At 48.2% G+C, this 19,126-nt stretch carries 19 protein-coding genes, 1 tRNA gene and 2 pseudogenes; 8 read left to right on the forward strand and 14 right to left on the reverse strand.

The window, feature by feature from the left end; genetic code table 11:
- Nucleotides 1–481: 481 nt before the first annotated feature.
- Both ribA and HMPREF9370_RS09290 read right to left on the reverse strand, forming a co-directional pair.
- Complete coding sequence (gene ribA, locus HMPREF9370_RS09285; RefSeq protein WP_009117214.1) at nt 482–1,066, reverse strand: GTP cyclohydrolase II; 585 nt, start codon at nt 1,064–1,066, stop codon at nt 482–484.
- Nucleotides 1,066–1,734, reverse strand: coding sequence for a hypothetical protein (locus HMPREF9370_RS09290; protein WP_009117215.1), 669 nt, complete (start codon nt 1,732–1,734; stop codon nt 1,066–1,068). The genes ribA and HMPREF9370_RS09290 overlap by 1 nt, the downstream gene beginning before the upstream one ends.
- A 260-nt stretch (nt 1,735–1,994) precedes the next feature.
- Between HMPREF9370_RS09290 and HMPREF9370_RS09295 the strand changes: the two genes are divergently transcribed.
- The 3 genes from HMPREF9370_RS09295 to HMPREF9370_RS12585 all read left to right on the forward strand — a co-directional run bounded on the left by HMPREF9370_RS09295 (nt 1,995) and on the right by HMPREF9370_RS12585 (nt 3,270).
- A tRNA-Leu gene (locus tag HMPREF9370_RS09295) sits at nt 1,995–2,079 on the forward strand.
- A 136-nt stretch (nt 2,080–2,215) separates the two neighbouring features.
- Nucleotides 2,216–2,473, forward strand: a complete 258-nt coding sequence (locus HMPREF9370_RS12580; protein ID WP_009117217.1) for a hypothetical protein — start codon at nt 2,216–2,218, stop codon at nt 2,471–2,473.
- A gap of 452 nt (nt 2,474–2,925) precedes the next feature.
- Nucleotides 2,926–3,270 (forward strand): cyclic nucleotide-binding domain-containing protein, encoded by a 345-nt coding sequence (locus HMPREF9370_RS12585; RefSeq protein WP_306424938.1) that lies wholly within the window; start codon nt 2,926–2,928, stop codon nt 3,268–3,270.
- Nucleotides 3,271–3,539: 269 nt separating this feature from the next.
- Here the strand turns inward: HMPREF9370_RS12585 and yidC are convergent, their stop codons facing one another.
- The 4 genes from yidC to rpmH all read right to left on the reverse strand — a co-directional run bounded on the left by yidC (nt 3,540) and on the right by rpmH (nt 6,017).
- Nucleotides 3,540–5,174 carry a membrane protein insertase YidC gene (gene yidC / locus HMPREF9370_RS09305; RefSeq protein ID WP_009117221.1) on the reverse strand — a complete coding sequence of 545 codons (1,635 nt, stop codon included), beginning with the start codon at nt 5,172–5,174 and terminating at the stop codon, nt 3,540–3,542.
- A 132-nt stretch (nt 5,175–5,306) separates the two neighbouring features.
- Nucleotides 5,307–5,519: a membrane protein insertion efficiency factor YidD gene (yidD, locus tag HMPREF9370_RS11850; RefSeq protein WP_009117222.1), complete on the reverse strand. Its 213-nt coding sequence runs from the start codon at nt 5,517–5,519 to the stop codon at nt 5,307–5,309.
- A gap of 5 nt (nt 5,520–5,524) precedes the next feature.
- A complete protein-coding gene (rnpA, locus tag HMPREF9370_RS11855; protein WP_083821194.1) occupies nt 5,525–5,869 on the reverse strand; it encodes a ribonuclease P protein component in 345 nt (114 codons plus the stop codon).
- Between the two features lie 13 nt (nt 5,870–5,882).
- Nucleotides 5,883–6,017, reverse strand: a complete 135-nt coding sequence (gene rpmH / locus HMPREF9370_RS09310; RefSeq protein WP_002214728.1) for a 50S ribosomal protein L34 — start codon at nt 6,015–6,017, stop codon at nt 5,883–5,885.
- A 233-nt stretch (nt 6,018–6,250) separates the two neighbouring features.
- On the opposite strand from rpmH, the gene dnaA reads away from it, so the two are divergent.
- The 5 genes from dnaA (at nt 6,251) to HMPREF9370_RS09335 (ending at nt 12,044) form a co-directional block, all read left to right on the forward strand.
- A complete protein-coding gene (gene dnaA, locus HMPREF9370_RS09315; protein ID WP_009117224.1) occupies nt 6,251–7,804 on the forward strand; it encodes a chromosomal replication initiator protein DnaA in 1,554 nt (517 codons plus the stop codon).
- 20 nt (nt 7,805–7,824) lie between these two features.
- Nucleotides 7,825–8,928: a DNA polymerase III subunit beta gene (gene dnaN, locus HMPREF9370_RS09320; RefSeq protein ID WP_009117225.1), complete on the forward strand. Its 1,104-nt coding sequence runs from the start codon at nt 7,825–7,827 to the stop codon at nt 8,926–8,928.
- Between the two features lie 255 nt (nt 8,929–9,183).
- Nucleotides 9,184–10,275 (forward strand): redox-regulated ATPase YchF, encoded by a 1,092-nt coding sequence (gene ychF / locus HMPREF9370_RS09325; protein WP_009117226.1) that lies wholly within the window; start codon nt 9,184–9,186, stop codon nt 10,273–10,275.
- 77 nt (nt 10,276–10,352) lie between these two features.
- Complete coding sequence (gene tyrS, locus HMPREF9370_RS09330; RefSeq protein ID WP_009117227.1) at nt 10,353–11,651, forward strand: tyrosine--tRNA ligase; 1,299 nt, start codon at nt 10,353–10,355, stop codon at nt 11,649–11,651.
- Nucleotides 11,652–11,852: 201 nt separating this feature from the next.
- On the forward strand, nt 11,853–12,044 hold the full coding sequence (locus HMPREF9370_RS09335) for a hypothetical protein (RefSeq protein ID WP_009117228.1): 192 nt from the start codon (nt 11,853–11,855) through the stop codon (nt 12,042–12,044).
- A 422-nt stretch (nt 12,045–12,466) separates the two neighbouring features.
- Here HMPREF9370_RS09335 and cas2 read toward each other — a convergent pair whose 3' ends face one another.
- From cas2 to cas5c, 8 genes and pseudogenes are all read right to left on the reverse strand, one after another.
- Nucleotides 12,467–12,760, reverse strand: a complete 294-nt coding sequence (cas2, locus tag HMPREF9370_RS09340; protein WP_040667137.1) for a CRISPR-associated endonuclease Cas2 — start codon at nt 12,758–12,760, stop codon at nt 12,467–12,469.
- 84 nt (nt 12,761–12,844) lie between these two features.
- A pseudogene (gene cas1c, locus HMPREF9370_RS09345) lies at nt 12,845–13,708 on the reverse strand (type I-C CRISPR-associated endonuclease Cas1c); the annotation flags it as partial.
- A gap of 160 nt (nt 13,709–13,868) precedes the next feature.
- Nucleotides 13,869–14,018, reverse strand: a pseudogene (locus tag HMPREF9370_RS11860) (CRISPR-associated endonuclease Cas1); the annotation flags it as partial.
- Between the two features lie 164 nt (nt 14,019–14,182).
- Nucleotides 14,183–15,055, reverse strand: a complete 873-nt coding sequence (locus tag HMPREF9370_RS09350; protein ID WP_009117233.1) for a hypothetical protein — start codon at nt 15,053–15,055, stop codon at nt 14,183–14,185.
- Between the two features lie 80 nt (nt 15,056–15,135).
- Nucleotides 15,136–15,741: a CRISPR-associated protein Cas4 gene (gene cas4, locus HMPREF9370_RS09355; protein ID WP_009117234.1), complete on the reverse strand. Its 606-nt coding sequence runs from the start codon at nt 15,739–15,741 to the stop codon at nt 15,136–15,138.
- Nucleotides 15,742–15,747: 6 nt separating this feature from the next.
- Complete coding sequence (cas7c, locus tag HMPREF9370_RS09360; RefSeq protein ID WP_040667138.1) at nt 15,748–16,614, reverse strand: type I-C CRISPR-associated protein Cas7/Csd2; 867 nt, start codon at nt 16,612–16,614, stop codon at nt 15,748–15,750.
- Nucleotides 16,615–16,616: 2 nt separating this feature from the next.
- Nucleotides 16,617–18,437, reverse strand: a complete 1,821-nt coding sequence (gene cas8c, locus HMPREF9370_RS09365) for a type I-C CRISPR-associated protein Cas8c/Csd1 (RefSeq protein ID WP_009117236.1) — start codon at nt 18,435–18,437, stop codon at nt 16,617–16,619.
- A complete protein-coding gene (gene cas5c, locus HMPREF9370_RS09370; RefSeq protein WP_009117237.1) occupies nt 18,434–19,111 on the reverse strand; it encodes a type I-C CRISPR-associated protein Cas5c in 678 nt (225 codons plus the stop codon). The genes cas8c and cas5c overlap by 4 nt, the downstream gene beginning before the upstream one ends.
- Nucleotides 19,112–19,126: the final 15 nt, after the last annotated feature.

Here is a 19,126-nt window from a genome sequence, read left to right on the forward strand (position 1 = left end):
ATTTATTAATAAATCTATAGGTAAATTATGAATTTAAAAATTAAAGTATTAGTTTCAACGGGAATATTTTTTATATTTATGGTATTAGCTGCCTATTATTCAATTTTTCCACTTAACTTTCCTAGATCGCTATTATTTGGTGCAGTATCAACATTAGTTTATGGAGCTTTATCTTTTCTTTACTTTAAGTTTTCAGGTAAATATTGAAATACAGGATTGACTCAAAATAGCAATATATGCACCAGCTTATTTTACTTAATGAAAATGATAGTAAAAAATAAGAGCCAAACTATATAGCAAAAATTAAGTTGATTGACTATGAAACACAAAATGCCAGCCTGAAATCTTTTTCAGACAAGCATTGCTCTATGTAATAACAGGTATTCACTTCATATTATCCTTATCAAGGATCTAATCATAAAGCTTGGCTTATATTCACACCATTCTCCGCTACTGCCTTTACCACTTTAAATCCATTTAATTATAAAAAATGCCCCAGCTTACCGGCTTTCGTACTCAGATAAAGCTCATTTTCCGCATTCTCACCCACACGCAACGGCACACGTTCCACAACCCGGATACCGGCATTTTCCAACACGGCCACTTTCTGCGGATTATTGGTCAACAAACGGATACTCTTCACACCTAAATGTCTGAATATATCTCTGGCTAAAGTAAAATCCCGCGCATCCACAGGCAGACCCAAGGCCACATTCGCTTCAACAGTATCCATCCCTTGATCCTGAAGCTGATACGCGCGGATTTTATTAATCAAACCGATACCCCGCCCCTCCTGCCTCAAATACGCAATCACGCCGCGTCCTTCCTGCTGCACGGCCTGCATGGCTGCCTGCAATTGCGGTCCGCAATCACATTTTTGCGAAAACAACGCATCTCCGGTCAAACATTCAGAATGCACTCTCGACAACACCGCTTCTCCATCACCCAAGTCCCCCATCACTAATGCCACATGTTCCTGGCCGCCGGCCTCTTCAAAGCCGTGCATCATAAACACCCCCCATTCCGTAGGCAGGCGGCAAGAGGCTACAAATTTTAATCCCTGCATCACATATCCCCGTTATCTTCTGTTTGATTATCCATATTAAGTAAAACACTCAAAGGTTCAACCAATGCCAAAGCGAGGCCCACCCATTCTGCTTGAGCTGCATCATCAAACGCCGATTTCTGCTCTGCCTCTACATGCAGCACACCCAACACCCGGCCGCTCGGCAAACAAATCGGTAACGACATCTGGCTCAAGCAACGCATATTATGCAGGCCTTTCAACTCCCCTTGTTCCAGCCAATGCTCGGCATCATCCACCACATTCAACCAACCTGTTTGTGCCGAACGGGCAAACAAATAATGCCATCCGTTTTCCTCATCAACAGACACCTTCTGCTCAATCACTTCACCTTGTTGCGCCAAGCGTACAAGATAAGTTAACTCACCCGGAGCCAACGCATACACGACCGCACTTTTCACCACTGTACGCTCAAACACAGAATCCAGAGCCATGAAAACCTGTTTCAGAGCCACTTCATTCTGCTCATTTTCCGAAATATGCTCCGCAAGCACCACATCATCGTTCACGTACCACAAAAGCGCCCGTTCAATCGCCGCATTACCCGAAGCCATGACAAACCGAGCCGCAACCTGTGCAACACGCACATCATCTTCAGGCAGCTTCAAACCTTGCGTTTGCAGATAATCCCGAACCGATAAATCAGACATAACATTCCTTCCTAAAGCGGACAAGCAACCAGCGAAAATCTGTTAACAAATCCCAATCATTCATTCCAGAAAATGTTTGAAACATCGAAATTAATTTGGCCTGTCCGCCATTAAAAAAAGCCGTCCGCATCAGCACAGACGGCAATACTGCTTCCAATAAATCAGTGCTGATTATAACTTTTTCAATGCCTGTCTGAAATATTTTTCAGACAGGCATTTCCATTTTCTTAACTTATGCGTATAATCAACATTTCACTTTTGCGGACGTGGCGAAATTGGTAGACGCACCAGATTTAGGTTCTGGCGCCGAGAGGTGTGAGAGTTCGAGTCTCTCCGTCCGCACCAAACAAAAAGCGCAAGCCTTTAATCTATAAGGCTTGCGCTTTTTAATTGCGACAATTCTGTGACAATCTCACAAACCCACATTTTTCCAAATTATGCATAATTCAACATTCAAATCGAAACCGAGCAATTAGAATGAATGATCCTCTATACTTCCACCGCCCCCGATTATGCTGCCAAGCTTGTTAACAGCCTCAAAGATGGAATCATGCATGCTTTTACCTTGTTTGCGCCGCGCCGCATGGAGAAAACCAAATTTCTATTAAATGATATTGAAACCGGCTGCCGAAGCAGCCGGTTTCAATGTTTTCTATATTTTCCTTTATGGACGATAACCGTGCAACTTAACCCAACGCTTTCAGGCGGCCGCGTACCAATTCGCACAAAATATCAATAAAATCAGTAGCGCCTAAACTTTTATCAGCAGCGTAAGTAAAATTGATATTTTAGGCGTAGGAATTGAGCGAGATACCGAAACCAAAGCCATCCCGCCCATTTGTGACATTATCAGCGCAATCGCTGCCTTAGGCCGCCCTTCATTATTATTACTGGACGAAGTGCAGGAGCTAGCGTGCATTAAGGGCACGGAAGGTATTATTCGCGCTTTACGCACAGGCTTGGATATCAACCAAAACCATTTTCACAGGCAGCTGCAACCATGATTTAAAAGCGATGTTCAACAACAGCAGAGCACCATTTTTCCACTTTGCCCATGCGCTGGATTTTCTTTTGTTCAGCCGCACTTTTACTGATTTTCTGGCTGACATTTATCATGAATGAACAGGAAATGCTGCCGACAAAAATGCTTTTTATGAAATATTCGAAAAACTAAGCCACACCCCAATGTACATGAGGGCAATTGTACAAGGCATGATTGTGAACCCTGATTTAAGCCTGCAAACCGCTGCCGCAGAGCGGTTGGAGCAGCTCAACCGCCAAATCAAAGAATGGCAGCAAATGAGGCCGCTGGAGCGAATCATACTTGCAGACATTGCTCAAAACAACGTAAGCCCATACAGTAACCAACGGCGCAAAGAATATGCTTTGATGCTGGGTGTAACCAACATCAGTAGCAGCAGCGTACAAAGTGCATTAAAACGTATGGAACGTCACAACTGGATAAGCCGCAACATATCCTATTCATTGCAGATAAGCAGCCCTTTATTGCAGATTTGGATAATGGCAACAAACTAAGTGTTAAAGGTTATATACCACGCAACCTACTTGATGGATGCCTGTCTGAAAACTACTTTTTCAGACAGGCATCTTTATTATTTCAAACACTTAGATTTGATCCCAGCATCACCCAATGTTACTGAATCTAAACTCAAGTCAAGCTCGAGTATGGCGAGCGCACTGTTTTTAAGTTAATTCACTATATATGGTCTAATTTCATAACTTCTAAAAAATGCCTGTCTGAAAACTTTCAGACAGGCATTTTTACCTAACAAAGCGATACCGGGTTATTTATCCAGCACTTCACCTTGTGCACGTTGCTTCTCAATGGATTTATTAATGTACCATTGCTGGGCGATACTCAAAATATTGTTCACCACCCAGTAAAGCACCAAGCCGGAAGGGAAGAAGAAGAACATCACAGAAAAAATAATCGGCATCATCTTCATCATTTTCGCCTGCATCGGATCGGTCGGCGGCGGATTGAGTGTGGTTTGGAACCACATGGTAGCAGCCATCAACAACGGCAGGATAAAATAAGGATCAGTGCGGCTAAGATCGGTAATCCAGCCAATCCAAGGCGCTTGACGCAACTCAACCGATGCAAATACTGCCCAATACAATCCGATAAACACAGGAATTTGCAGCAACATAGGCAAACAGCCGCCAAGCGGATTGATTTTTTCATCGCGATACATCTGCATCATGGCTTGTTGCAAAGCCATGCGGTCGTCACCGTATTTCTGTTTCAAGGCTTCCAGTTTAGGCGCAACAGCACGCATTTTTGCCATTGAGCGGTAAGAAGCATTGGTCAACGGATACAAAGCGGCTTTCACAATCACGGTTAGCAATACAATCGCCCAGCCCCAGTTACCCACCAAGCCGTGCAATTTTTCCAGTAACCAGAACAAACCGGTAGCAGGGTAATAAACGCGGCCATAGTCTTTCGCAAGCTCAAGATTGTCGGCAATCTTACTGATGGTTGATGTCGTTTGCGGGCCGGCATACAGGCTCATCGGAAAGCTGTATTTCATGCCGTTTTGCATTTCCGGCAGGTTGACCGCCACACCGGAAGAATAAAGGTTGTCATTGCGGCGCTTGATATCAATCTGGCAGCCTGCGGTACACACAGACGCACCATCTTTAGGCTGCAAAATCCAAGTAGCCATAAAGTAGTGTTGGATCATGCCTACCCAGCCGGTATTGGTGCGACGGACATATTCGGCTTTATCGGTGCCTGAATTGAAATCGTCATCCAAATCGCTGAAATCAACTTTTTCAAAGTCACCCTGCGGCGTGTACACAACCGGGCCGGTATAAGTATGGGTAAAGAAACCCGAACCTTCAGGAGCTTTGTTATCACGCACCACTTTATAAACCGCATGAGCTTTAAAAGGCTTGCCGCTCAAATTGGTTACATCAAAACGCACGTCAACTAAATAGCTGTCTTTTTTAAACGTATAAACTTTATCAATCTGTAAACCGTCTCGCGCAGGCGCACTCAAACGCACTTCTGCTTTGTCGCCGTTTAACGTGTATTGCTTCTGCGCTGCGGTAAAAGCCAACCCCTTCAATAAGCTTTGACCATTAGCATCTTGCAGATCAGATTGCGCAACGTAAATATTTTCTTTATTGTCGCTAAACAATACGAAATCTTTATTTTCATTGCCGGCGGCGTTGTATTTCAAGAGAGTAAGACCGCGCAAATCGCCACTTTTCTCATCAATAACAGCCTTAACCGTGTCTGTGATTACGGTAATCGGCTGCGCAGGAGAAAGCGTAAGCTCGGTCGACGGCGCTTTTTGCTGTTGTTGCTGCTGCACCACAGCCTGAGGCTGTTTGGGCGTAGGGAAAAGCTGCTCCCACCCAAGTAAAATCAGCAAAGCAATCGCAAAAAACATGGTTAGTCTTTTGGCGTCCATCGTGTGTTAAGTCCTAAAAATTATTAAGGGTTATGATTAATTCAAACTTGAAAGGATAACAGATAAATGAATTTCGCGCGTGATTGTTTAACAAAATGCAGCGGAATGTTAACCAAAGGATCGGCAAAAATATTAAGGAACAGGGTCATGCCCGTGCCCGCCCCAAGGATGGCAGCGGACTATACGCTTTAAAGCCAGCCATCCGCCCTTTAACGCGCCGTATTTGCTTATAGCCTCTACAGCATATTGCGAACAAGTCGGCGTATAGCGGCAACGCGGCGGAATCATAGGGCTGATACAATATTGGTACAACTTAATCAACCCCAAAAACAATTTAGCCAACATTGTCTTTATGACTTTCTAGGGAGCGTCAATTGAGCTAACTCTTTGCGTACTTCCATTGCATGGCTCCTATCAAACCGCTGGCGAACCCGTACCACAAAATCATAAGGTGCCAATTCACTTTTATGGCAACGAAACCACTCCCTAATCACACGCTTCATATAATTGCGCTCGTTTGCACGCTTAGCAGCTTTCTTGCCCACCACCAAGCCTAAGCGAGCGTGCCCATAAGCGTTTGTATCCGATTGCAATACTTGCAAGAATGTCCTACTGCGTTGCTTTCTTAAAGCAAAAACGGAAGAAAATTCTTCCGTTTTCAATAAGCGGTATCGCTTTCCAAAGCGCTGTTCCACAGCGGCACCAAAATTAAACAGCCAAACGTTTGCGGCCTTTGGCACGACGCGCAGCCAACACAGCGCGACCACCGCGGGTTTTAGAACGAACCAAGAAACCGTGGGTGCGTTTACGCTTGGTAACTGAAGGTTGATAAGTGCGTTTCATGTCGATTCCTAAAATTAATCTGAAATATTAAATGAAAGATTACACACCAAATCAATTTTTTTGTCAATATATATCAGCATATACCTCACCATTCCTGTCTGAAATTTGTATAGCCTAGCCATGCAAATTCCCCATACGCTGATAGCAGTTATCCACAAAATTCGGTATAATCCTGCGAATCTTTAACAAACGCACAAACTGCCGCGCCGCCCGCAGCCATTCTGGATTAGCTGATGACCCTCGCCGAATTCTGGCCTCTGTGCCTCGACCGCCTCCACGATACCTTAACGCCGCAACAATTCGATACTTGGATTGCGCCGTTAACCGTGGGCGAAGAAAACGGCCAATGGGTGATTTACGGTAAAAATCAATTTTCAGTCAACATGCTGAAAAAGCAATTTTTCCAATCTATCGAACGCGTCCGTGCAGAAATTGCACCCGAATCACCCACCCTACTTTTTAAAACCGGCAAAGGGCAAAGCTTTACACGCGCCGGCCAGGCTGTTAGCTCTGATATTCAATCATGCCTGTCTGAAATCACTGGAAAACCCAAAACTTCTCCACTCCCCTCGCAAAAAAGCCTGTCTGAAAATACCTCTGAGCCGCAAACAACTCAAAAAAATACCGCCAAAGCCAGCGCGGCCGAAATCTTGGCCGAGCGTATAAAAAATTTGCCCACAACAAGCAAAAAAGTCAAAACAGAAGAACCCAAAAAAACCCAAGTAAAAATAGAAGCCGAAAAAGAGAAAGCCGAGCAATTTTACGCCCAAACCAATTTATCCCACGATTACACTTTCGACACCTTAGTTGAAGGTAAAGGCAACCGAATTGCTGCCGCCGCTGCACAATCCATCGTTGAAAATCCCGGCAAGAGCTATAACCCTTTTTTCCTCTACGGCAGCACAGGTTTGGGCAAAACCCATCTGGTTCAGGCTATCGGCAACGAATTGCTGAAAAACAAACCGAATGCCAAAGTGCGCTACATGCATTCGGACGACTACATCCGAAGCTTTATGAATGCCGTACGCAGCAACAGCTATGAAACTTTCAAGCAGCAATACAAACAATACGACCTCTTGATCATTGATGACATCCAGTTCATCAAAGGCAAAGAGCGTACGATGGAAGAATTTTTTTACCTTTACAACCACTTCCATAATGAAAAAAAACAGCTTATCCTCACCTGCGATGTGCTGCCCACCAAAATCGAGGATATGGACGACCGTTTAAAATCCCGCTTCTCATGGGGATTAACTCTGGAGCTTGAACCGCCCGAATTGGAAATGCGCGTGGCCATTTTGCAGAAAAAGGCGGAAACAGCCGGCGTGGAGCTTGATGAACAAGCCGCTTTTTTTATTGCCAAACATATCCGATCCAACGTGCGCGAACTGGAAGGGGCTTTCAAGCGTGTCGAAGCCCGCAGCCGCTTTTTAAAGAAAAAAATCGACATTGATTTGGCCGCTGAAGCCCTGCAGGACATCGTAGCCAGCGCCTACAAAATCATTACGGCCGATCTGATTATGGATACCGTAGCCAAGCATTACCGTATCAAAATCAGCGACCTGCTCGGCGCCAAACGCACGCGCAACATCGCCCGCCCACGCCAAGTAGCCATGAGCCTCACCAAAGAATTAACCAACCTCAGCCTACCCGCCATCGGCGATGCATTCGGCGGCCGCGACCACACCACAGTGATGCATGCCGTTAAAACCGTAGCCAAATTGCGCAACGAAGACCCCGAATTGGCACAAGATTATGAAAAACTATTGATTTTAATCCAGAATTGATTATTCAAAAGGTATAAACCATGTTGATTTTACAAGCCGAACGCGATGCTCTGCTTAAGCCGCTCCAAGCCGTAACCGGCATCGTAGAGCGCCGCCACACCCTGCCGATTTTGTCTAATGTATTGTTAGAAAACGTACACGGGCAAACCAACATTCTGGCAACCGACTTAGAAATCCAAATCAACACCACCGGCCCGCAAAGCGACGCCGGTGAATTCCGCATCACCACCAACGCAAAAAAACTGCAAGACATTCTGCGCGCCTTGCCCGAAGGCTCATTGGTTGCGCTGGATTGGGCGCAAAACCGCCTCACCCTAAAAGCAGGCAAATCGCGCTTTAACCTGCAAACCCTGCCGGCCGAAGATTTCCCGCTGATGAGTGTGGGCGAAGATGTCAACACCGCATTTAGCCTGCCGCAGGAAGCCTTGAAAAACATGCTCTCCCAAGTGCAATACAGCATGGCCGTGCAAGATATCCGCTATTACCTCAACGGCCTGCTGATGCAAACCGAAGGCGACCAATTACGCCTAGTTGCAACCGACGGCCACCGTTTGGCCTATTCCAGCACCACCATTGATGCCGACTTGCCGAGCGCCGAAGTGATTCTGCCACGCAAAACCGTGCTCGAGCTATTCAAATTGCTCAATAACCCAAGCGAACCCGTGAGCATCGAATTGCTCAACAACCAAGTGCGCTTCCGCTGCAACGACACCGTAATCGTCAGCAAAGTGGTGGATGGCAAATTCCCTGACTTTAACCGCGTTATACCGTTGGATAACGACAAAATCTTCCTCGTAGGCCGCACCCAGCTTTTAGGCGCACTGGAGCGCGCCTCGATTCTGGCAAACGAAAAATTCCGCGGTGCGCGGCTGCATCTGAAGCCCGGTTTATTAAGCGTAGTGTGCAGCAACAATGAGCAGGAAGAAGCGCGCGAAGAGCTGGAAATCGCCTATCAAGGCGGCGAATTGGAAGTCGGCTTCAACATCGGCTACCTGATGGATGTGTTGCGCAATGTGCATGCCGAAGATATGCAATTGGCCTTCGGCGACGCCAATCGTTCCACCCTCTTCACCATCCCCAACAATCCGAATTTCAAATACATCGTAATGCCGATGCGGATTTAATCAAACACACAAATGCCTGTCTGAAAACTTTTTCAGACAGGCATTTTCATAAGTTAAACTGGCATAATCCATGCCTACCCTAAGTATCTTTTATTTTCCAACATTTTAGGCCAACCCATTCCGCATAACGCATACAACCCTTACAATGCCTGTCTGAAACCTTTCAGACAGGCATCCGCATTTCAAGCCCAGCAACGCTGCTGTGAAATATGCTACAATCGCGCGTTAACTTCTACGAAATTTTCAGGAATAAACATGAGCTTAAAATGCGGCATCGTCGGCCTGCCCAACGTCGGCAAATCCACCTTGTTCAACGCCTTAACCCAATCCGGTATCGAAGCGGCAAACTATCCTTTCTGCACCATCGAACCGAATGTCGGCATTGTTGAAGTGCCCGATCCGCGCATGGCCGAGCTGGCTAAAATCGTTAATCCGCAAAAAATGCAGCCCGCCATTGTTGAGTTTGTCGACATCGCAGGCTTGGTAGCAGGCGCGAGCAAAGGCGAAGGCTTGGGCAACCAGTTTCTTGCCAACATCCGCGAAACCGATGCCATTGTGAACGTCGTGCGCTGCTTCGACGACGACAATATCGTGCATGTTTCCGGCAAAGTCGATCCGATTGCCGACATCGAAACCATCGGCACTGAGCTGGCATTAGCTGACCTTGCCAGCGTAGAAAAAGCCATCACCCGCGAAGGCAAACGCGCCAAATCAGGCGATAAAGACGCACAAAAACTCGTTACCCTGTGCGAAAAACTGCTGCCCCATCTCAATGAAGGCAAACCCGTGCGCTCATTCGGCCTCGATGCCGAAGAACTCGCCATGCTGCGCCCCCTGTTCTTGCTCACCGCCAAACCCGCCATGTATGTGGGCAACGTTGCGGAAGACGGTTTTGAAAACAACCCGCACTTAGACCGCCTGAAAGAATTGGCCGCCAAAGAAAACGCCCCCGTAGTCGCTGTGTGCGCCGCATTGGAAAGCGAAATTGCCGAACTCGAAGACGAAGAAAAAGCCGAATTCCTCGCCGAAATGGGCTTGGAAGAACCCGGCCTCAACCGCCTGATCCGCGCCGGCTACGACCTGCTTGGTCTGCAAACCTATTTTACCGCCGGCGTAAAAGAAGTCCGCGCTTGGACTATCCACAAAGGCGACACCGCCCCGCAAGCCGCCGGTGTAATCCACACCGATTTCGAACGCGGCTTTATCCGCGCCCAAGTGATTGCTTACGACGATTTCGTTACCTTAGGCGGCGAAGCCAAAGCCAAAGAAGCCGGCAAAATGCGGGTGGAAGGAAAAGAATACGTGGTTCAAGATGGCGACGTGATGCACTTCTTGTTTAATGTTTAATGCCTGTCTGAAAATATAGAAAATGTGAATTTTGTAGGCTGGGCTAAAGCCCAGCCTACATAAATAACGGAAATAAAATGAGCTCAGTTATCCAAGACCTCCAATCCCGCGGCTTAATCGCGCAAACCACTGATGCCGAAGCCTTAAACGCTTTATTAAACGAACAAAAAATCGCCTTATATTGCGGTTTCGACCCTACTGCCGACAGCCTGCATATCGGTCATTTGCTGCCGGTGCTGGCTTTGCGCCGTTTCCAACTGGCCGGGCACACGCCTGTAGCTTTGGTGGGCGGTGCGACGGGCATGATCGGCGATCCGAGCTTTAAGGCGGTTGAGCGTAGTTTGAATACGGCGGAAACCGTGGCGGGCTGGGTGGAGAAAATCCGCAACCAGCTCAAGCCTTTTTTGAGTTTTGAGGGCGATAATGCCGCGATTATGGCGAACAACTACGATTGGTTCGGCGGCATGAACTGCTTGGATTTCCTACGCGACATCGGCAAGCATTTTTCTGTGAATGCGATGTTGAACAAAGAATCGGTGAAGCAGCGTATCGAGCGCGACGACGTGGGCATTTCGTTTACCGAATTTGCTTACGCGCTGCTGCAAGGCTATGACTTTGCCGAATTGAACAAACGCCACGGCACGGTATTGCAAATCGGCGGTTCCGACCAATGGGGCAACATCACCGGTGGTATCGACTTGTGCCGTCGTTTAAACAAAGCCACCGTTTACGGCCTGACTTTGCCACTGGTAACGAAATCGGACGGCACGAAATTCGGCAAAACCGAAGGCGGCGCGGTATGGCTGGATGCGCAAAAAACTTCGCCCTACCAGTTTTACCAATTCTGGCTGAAAGTAGCCGATGCGGATGTGTATAAATTCCTGAAATACTTCACGTTCTTGTCAGTTGAAGAGATTGATGCCATCGAAGCGAAAGACAAAGCCAGCGGCGTGAAGCCGGAGGCACAGCGTATTCTGGCGGAAGAAATGACCCGCCTGATTCACGGCGAAGAGGCTTTGGAAGCGGCGCAACGCATTTCCGTTAGTCTGTTTTCCGGCGACGAAAGCAGCCTGACCGAAAGCGACTACGCACAGCTCGCTTTAGACGGCTTGCCGGCGTTTGAGGTATCAGGCCGTCTGAATGTAGTGGATGCTTTGGTTCTGGCAGGTTTGGCAAAATCCAATAAAGAAGCGCGCGGTTTTTTGAACAGCGGTGCGGTGTTGCTTAACGGCATGGCAGCGGAATTGAATAATCCCGAACATGGGCCGGAAAAACCGGATGACGCTTATCTTATTGATGATAAGTTCAAACGTTTCGGCAAATATACGATTCTCCGCCGCGGCAAGAGAAACCATGCTTTGCTGGTTTGGAAGTAATTGATTGCACATTTTGTTTTTCAGACAGGCATGGAAGTGTAGCGATAAAACCGCTGCAAATCGATACAGCTATAATTTGAATAGTTAACCATAATTTACCCGATTTCAATATGGCGTAAAAATATGCAACAACCCTTCTAACACCAACTTGCCGTGTTACTATGTTTCTTCATTTTCAATACAAGAAAACAAGGAGACGCTATGAGCCAAAATCAAAACGACAGCACTTTCGACGTTACCCCTGCCGCAGAAATGGAAGCCGAAGAGCGTGAATTGGTGATTGAAAACTCAGTAGAAGAATTGCAAGAACATGCCGACCATCCTCTAACTGATGCAGAAATCGAAGCAAAACGTTTGCATCTTAATGACATCAAACCTAAACCCGAACAATGAGAGAATGAAAGTGACCTTTTATAGGTCGCTTTGTTTTTCATTATTTCCTCACTGATTTATAAGACACTTTCAAAACACAGCCGCCTGAACGCGGCTGAATCGGGCAATTGATTGCGTCTTCCGGTGACTGCGTTTCAACACACAGCCGCCCGAAGGCGGCTGACAGAATTTCAATCCAGAGAGATACGGTGCAACCTAGCGTTTCAACACACAGCCGCCCGAAGGCGGCTGAAGCCTTCTCGAAAACCTTTATCCATCAAGGCCTGCACAGCCCTGATTCGCTAAAGCTCTCCGAAAACGCGAAAAGCGAGTATAACACAGCCTGATTCCGCCACGCCCACTTTCCTAATTTCCTGATTGTTAAAGAACAATCCCGCATCGCTAACCGCCCCGCATTTTCATGAGAACCACGGGTTAGCGATTCACACGATCAGCGTATCCTGAAACACATCCACTGCCGCTTTCGCACCGTGATGTTCCACCTTTCGCCGCCATTTGCTGCCCAGATGGTAAAAGCGCAGGCTGTCGGTTTCGGGCTGGTAAGTGTCGAGCAGCTTGGCTTTGAGTTTTACCCACTGATCAGGCGTTACGTCGCACTCGAATACCGAATATTGCACGCGCACGCCGTAATCCAAGCAATGTTTGGCGATGCGCCGCAACCTCGCCTGCCCTGCCGCGTCTTCCAGCGAAATATCATAAGTAATCAACATCAACACACTATTTCCCCTTATTCAAGGCAGGCATTTCAGACGGCCTCAAAGATGACCCGAAAGGCCGTCTGAAATGCCTGTCTGAAAAACTCAACGCATCAAAAACGGCGGGTATTCCGCCAAATCCCCACGCAGATGCCGCGCCAGCAGCATCGCCTGAATATGCGGCAGCAGGCCGATTTCCACCTCTTCCTGCAAAAACGGATGCATAATCTTTTCCTGCTTTTTGCTTTGCAGCGTTTGAAACAGCAGCTTGCGCGCCTCCGGCTTAATATTCACCGCTCCGCTTGCCTCATGCACAAAATCCTGCGGCTTGATTTGCCCGCGGTTAATCAGGCTCAACACCATCCTGTCCACCCACCACGCGCGGAACTCTTCCAAAATATCCTGCGCCAAACTGTCGCGCCCCGGCCGGTCGGCATGCAGAAAACCCACCTGCGGATCCAAGCCCACGCCCTGCAACGCCCCGCTGATGTCCTTGCCCAGCACCGCATACAGAAAAGACAACAGCGCACTTACCCCATCGCGCGGCGGGCGGCGGTTGCGACCGTCAAAATCAAAACCGCTTTTCTCCGCAAGCAAATGCCGGAACACCCCGAAATAACGCGCCGCCGCATCGCCCTCAATCCCGCGAACCTTGTCCAAACACTCCGCCCGCTTCAACTGCTGCAAAGAAAAATTCAACGCCGTTACCGCCGCCTGCACCTCCGCATGCTCGCCATGATTGCGCAAACGCCGCTGCAACACCCGCTTGGCCGACTGAATCTTCGCCGCAATAATATGCCGCGCAATCGGCACAGGATTCTGCTCCGACAGCCGATACTGCGCCCGCCGCAACAACACATTACCACTCTGCCGCCCCTGCAAACGCCCCAAGAACCGCCCGTTTTCGGTAAAAAATGCCAAATTCACATTGTTTTCGCCGCAAAACCCCATCAAAAAAGGCGACACAAGGGCGAGCCGACCATTCAGGATAGCTCGGATTTTTCGCGATAAACATGCAGATACAAGGCAAAAAGCGCAGCAAGGTTGCACACCTTGCGAGCATTTTTAACGCAGTAGATGCGTGTTTAGCGCGGAAAAGATGCCATCATGAATGGTCGGATCGCCCTGATACATTGCCGAAACAAAAAATATGCCCGATCGCATGCACCGGCAACTGCGCCACCTTCTTGCGCTCCTGCTCCACCACCAGCGTTTCCCGCTCCTTATGCAGATAACTGCCTTGGGTGGTGATGTAGAGCGTGTTTTGAAGTTTGCGCATGATTGAAAAACCCCTTGAATTTTGACCGCACTTTTGTTTTTTGAAACGGTTTGCTGTTTAGGCTGCCTGAAAAATAAAACTTTCAAATAGTATGGAATAAAAAAACAGATAACCTACCAACGAATGCACACCAAAGTACACACCTTACACTTGCTGTAACTTCATTAATCTATATTTCTACCAATATAAATAAAATCCATTAAAGAAATTAACTCCATGATCTCACTATTACAATTTTTCATTTCATTTTCAATAATGAAAAAATATGCAGCTTTTGCTTCTTCAAATGTTTTATATGGAAATTTTAAATCAGGAAAAGCCAGCTTCATTTCCTCCAATTTCTGCAAACAGTGTTCATACATATTTTGAGGTGCATTAAAAATTATTTGCTGAATAACAACCTCAGGAATTCCTTGTTCACGATAAGCGTCTAAAGCCCCATCTTCAATACAAGATAACTTCATCAAATTAGACTTTTCTTCTTCAACCCACTTTATAGCGTTATTTTCTCCCTCTGACTTCAAAATGGCTAGAAATAACTTATCTATAACGGCAATATTATTGCCATACTCCTTGTATAGCCCCTGTAAAATTACTACCCTAATAAACGGTGGTAATAGAGATATAATTCTTTGAGCTTCAGACCTAATTCCAAACTTATACCTTCTAAAATAGTCTATGAATAAATAACTTATTAAAAAATTCAAACTATTTAACGCTGACTCACAATCTTTATCAGTGATGACCACTTTTAACTCTTTATCTAAATGAGTTGCAGAATTTCCCAATTTGGTTAAATTTCTTACATGGCAATTAATATCAGCCACTAAAATGGCTTCAGGAATTTCCTTTTTCAATCTTTGCTCAAATTTTCCCAAATAAAAATGGTCATCTATTTTAAGTAAAACTCGGCATAAGATTTCAGCATATTGCCGAATAAGTGTTACTCGACCGCGATTTGACAAGCCTTTTAAATAAAAAATATCACTCAATATTTCCTTTGAAATATCTTCATATCTTTCTGGCAATATAGTCATGTTCTTCTTTCCAAAATTACGTTATTTAAATAATTTTTAGATTAGAATTTAATCCAATTTTCTCATATCCACTGTTTGCTTCACTCCCCAAACAACCCCGCCACATACCCTACCGACCTATCCTTCCCTATCAACTTCGGCTGACAAATTTCCACCAACGAACAAGATTTACAGCGTTTGCCATATTCGGGTAGCGGGGTGATACCGCTATCCAAAAGCGCCCGCACCTGCCCAATCACCGCTAGCGTTTCCGCCCTGAGGCCGTCTGAAAACACTACCGGCACGCGGTGGCGGGTTTGCATGTACCACAATGCGCCCTCTGCCACCGTTTGCCCGGTCATTTCCTCCAAACACAAGGCTTGAACGCAGAGCTGGATTTCGTCGAACGGTTCGGGCTTGGGTTTACCTCGTTTGTATTCGACAGGTTTCAGACGGCCTGTCTGAATATCGCGCTCGACCATATCCAGCACACTGTGCACGCCGAGTTTTTCTGCGGACACATGCACGCTGCGCTCGAAGCGCACGCCTTTGCGCGTTTCCGGCTCACCGCCGTCCACCCGCTCATGCAAAGCACGGCCTTGTGCGGTCAAATAGTTTTCCGCCCATGCTTGCTCGTTATGAATCAAGGCACACTGACGCGGACAAAAAGCGTAGTGTTGTAGGGCGGAGAGCGGGATGGAGCGCATTGAGGGCTACAGCAGTGTTTGCACGCTGACGCCGTTAAAATTGCTATCGTCCGGCACCACAATGCGGTAATCGCTGAATGCAGCTGCGGGCGTGCCGCTTTCGCCGTGGACGCGCTCGACTTTAACGGTTTCAAACAGTTTATGCGCGGGTTCGTTGCCGAGTGCGCTGTCATGCTTGAAAACGATGAGTTTGCGGGCGGCCATTTCGCCACGCGCGGCGGAGCGGTCGTGCTCGAACATAAGCTTTAAGGCATTCCACAGTTGTTGCAGGTCTTCATCGGAGAAGCCGGTTTTGGCGGCGAGGTTGGCGGAAACGAAGCCATGTGCGCGGTAGAGGGCGTAGGGGACGATGTATTTGCGCCCCATAGTACGTTCTTTTTCGAGGTCTTTTTCGTTGGTAACGGCCATGCGGGTGATGGAGATTTCCAGCGGCACGATGGGATCGATGGATTGGGCGAAGGCAAGCTGCACGGGGCCGCGCACTTGGCCGCTGTTGACTTCTGTGGTCATCACTGCGCCGAAAGTGCGGATATCGAAGAAGTTTTTGCACATCCATGCGGTGATGTAGCGGGCTTTGGCTTCGTCTTTGGGCAGTTTTTTGGCTTCGGGTTCGATGCCGAGGGCTTCATAAGCGCGTTTGTTTTGCAGGTTGAGCACGCTTTTTTCTTTCACGTAAATTTCATAGCCGGGCCGGTTTTCATTTGCCATTTCCACGAAATTACGGATTTTGCGCTTCAGGCACACATCGGTAACCAAGCCTTTGCTGGATTCGGGATCGAGGCGCGGCATATTGCCTGCGTCGGGGTCGCCGTTGGGATTGCCGTTGCTTACGTCGAAGAAAAACACGAATTCATAGCGGTTTTGGATAGACATTTTCATTCTCCTTCATGTGATTGGGTTTCTACGGGGTCTTTTTTGGCGAAATAGCTTTGTTTTTGATGGTAATAGCCGATGGCAAAGCGGCCTTGCTCTTCCATGCTCAGATGGCGCGGGAAAGTTTCAGGCAGGCCTGCAATCACAGCGCTCAAATCTTTATCGAGATTCACGGCCATGCCTGCCTTGTCTTTGCGCAGGCGGGACAAATGGTGTTTCGCGCCGCTCAATAAACGCGGGAACACGGAAAACGGCACGGCGGAAGCGGAGCCGTAATAACGGTCAGCGATGCCGGCATTCAAATCACCCAATGCCTGATTTTGAATGCGTTCCAGTACAGCAAACAATCTGCCGAGCAAATAAGCCGTATTGCGGCTTTCGGTATCCAAACTCATAGGAATCTCCTCTTTAATCAAACCTTTTCTGAAACGCCGCTGCAACACGGCCTTAATCATGGCCACGCGCAGGCCGTTGGCATCGCCGTCGGCACGGATGCGGGCAATCAGTTGCGACAGCAAACTCATGGGATAAGGCGTGCCGCCGATCACGGCACGGGTCATCTCGCCAGCCAACACGGGCGAAATGGTTTCCGCCTTTGGTTTTTCGTAACGTCCCTCGCTATTTTTAAACTTAATCGCTGTTTCCAGTAACAATTTGAAAATTGAAGGCGGCGTTTTCCATGCACACGGCTCAAGCGCCAAATCTTTCCAATGTTGCGCAAGATGTTCCGCCAGCTTGCCAAACGTGGTATCCAGCCAAAAGCGGATGGAAATCCGCGAAGCATTCGGCGCTAAGCCCAAAATATAAAAGCGGGTGTCGGGCGATAATTCGGGCGCAGCTTCCTGCAAAGGGCGGCCTTTAGTGATTTGTTCCAAAATATTGAATACTTTTTTGCTTTCCTGCTCGTCATCGGGCGGGGTGAAAGCAGCAGCAAAAAATCCTTCCGCCGCCGTGGCTTGCTCGGGCGTGTCGGCCTCTGCCCAGAAAACGGTGCTGGCATCACCGATGGTCAGGCAATGGCCGTTTTCACGACGCAGCAAGTAATTGAGTGCGGTGGTATAGGCAAAGGCAGACACTTCCGATACAGGTGCATTCGCGCCCTGCTCCTTGCCGAAAGAAGTAAACGATTCTTTATTGAACGAGATAATCGAGCCGCCCGAACTCTGCCCGCCGAACACGCCTTTAATCGCCGGATGCAGCCGCGCAATCGGTGCTTGTTCGCCGCTAATCAAACACAAGCCCTGCTCTGCTTCATCACTTTTCAGACGGCCTGCCCACAATGCCTGCGCCGCTTCACGCTGGTGGATATAGCCGCGCGTGCCGTCCAACCTAAACACCACGTTGACATCCAGCATTTCAGGCAGGCACGGCGGATGGGCAAACTGCACGGGCTGCCAGCGCTCCAAAAAACGGCGCAAGGCCAGTAAACCCTCGTCTTGCGTGTCTTTCAGGGCTTGCAAATGCAGATCGCGGAAAGCGGCAAAGGTTTTTTCAGAAGGCCTAAACGGCTGCTCCTTGGCAGCGGCTTTGTCTTTATTGGCTTCCACGCCCAGTGCGTAGGCGGTTTTGTCCCACAAAAAATTGGGCTTCACACCCGACGTGCGCTTTTCAGGACGCGGCACACTCATCAAGCGGGGTTGCGGTTTTTTCTCATCCGTCAGATGCGGCACCACATCCACCAACAGGCCGTCTGAATCCAACACCAGCACCCAGCCGATTTTTTCCTCACTAAAACCATACGGCGGCACTTTCGGCTCGCCTGTTCGATCATCATTCTCCGCTGCCAAACGGCGGTAATAGCGTGCAAGAGAGGCCAAAATCATCTTTTCACCTCCTCCGCATCAAACGGCGGCACCTCAATCACCCCGTTTATCATTTCCGCACGAAAAAAATACGGCGTATTGCCATGGTCGAAATCAATATCGTGCAACATCCAGCCCAAATCGTGGCTCAACTCGTTTTCAGACAGGCATGAAACCGGCAGCGGCTCATCCTCATCTACCCACGCAAAATGTGCCGGAAACTCGCGCACACCCATGCAAGGCTGCTGGAAACACTGCCCTTTGGTAGCGCGACGTTTGAACATCTCGATATGCTTGGCAATGGTTTCGCCCGCGCCCGCCCGCGCAGTCAACACCGCATGCGCCTCAATCACATAGCCGACATCCTTCAACACCGTTGCCGCGCGCTGCTGACGGTCATCCTCGATCAACGCATACAAATCTTCCACACGCTTGCGCCGCATCGCCCCGCTGACCTTGCTCGCCGAAATCTTGCTGCCCAATTCATTACGCCGCACCGACTCAAAACGAATCGGCTTCAACACATGAATACGGTCAACCACCCAGCGAATCGCCGGCTTCCAATGCACCGCCGCCAAAATCCCCCGCGCCGCCGACGGCGTGATCACATCGTAAGACACCCGCTCTACTTTCATCTCGGGGCGGGTAAAGCAGGCGTAGTCGCCCCAGATGTACAATCGAACTTTATTCTCCATGCAACCGCTCTCTCC

The sequence above is a fragment of the Neisseria wadsworthii 9715 genome, from assembly GCF_000227765.1.
GTDB classification, from domain to species: Bacteria; Pseudomonadota; Gammaproteobacteria; order Burkholderiales; family Neisseriaceae; genus Neisseria; species Neisseria wadsworthii.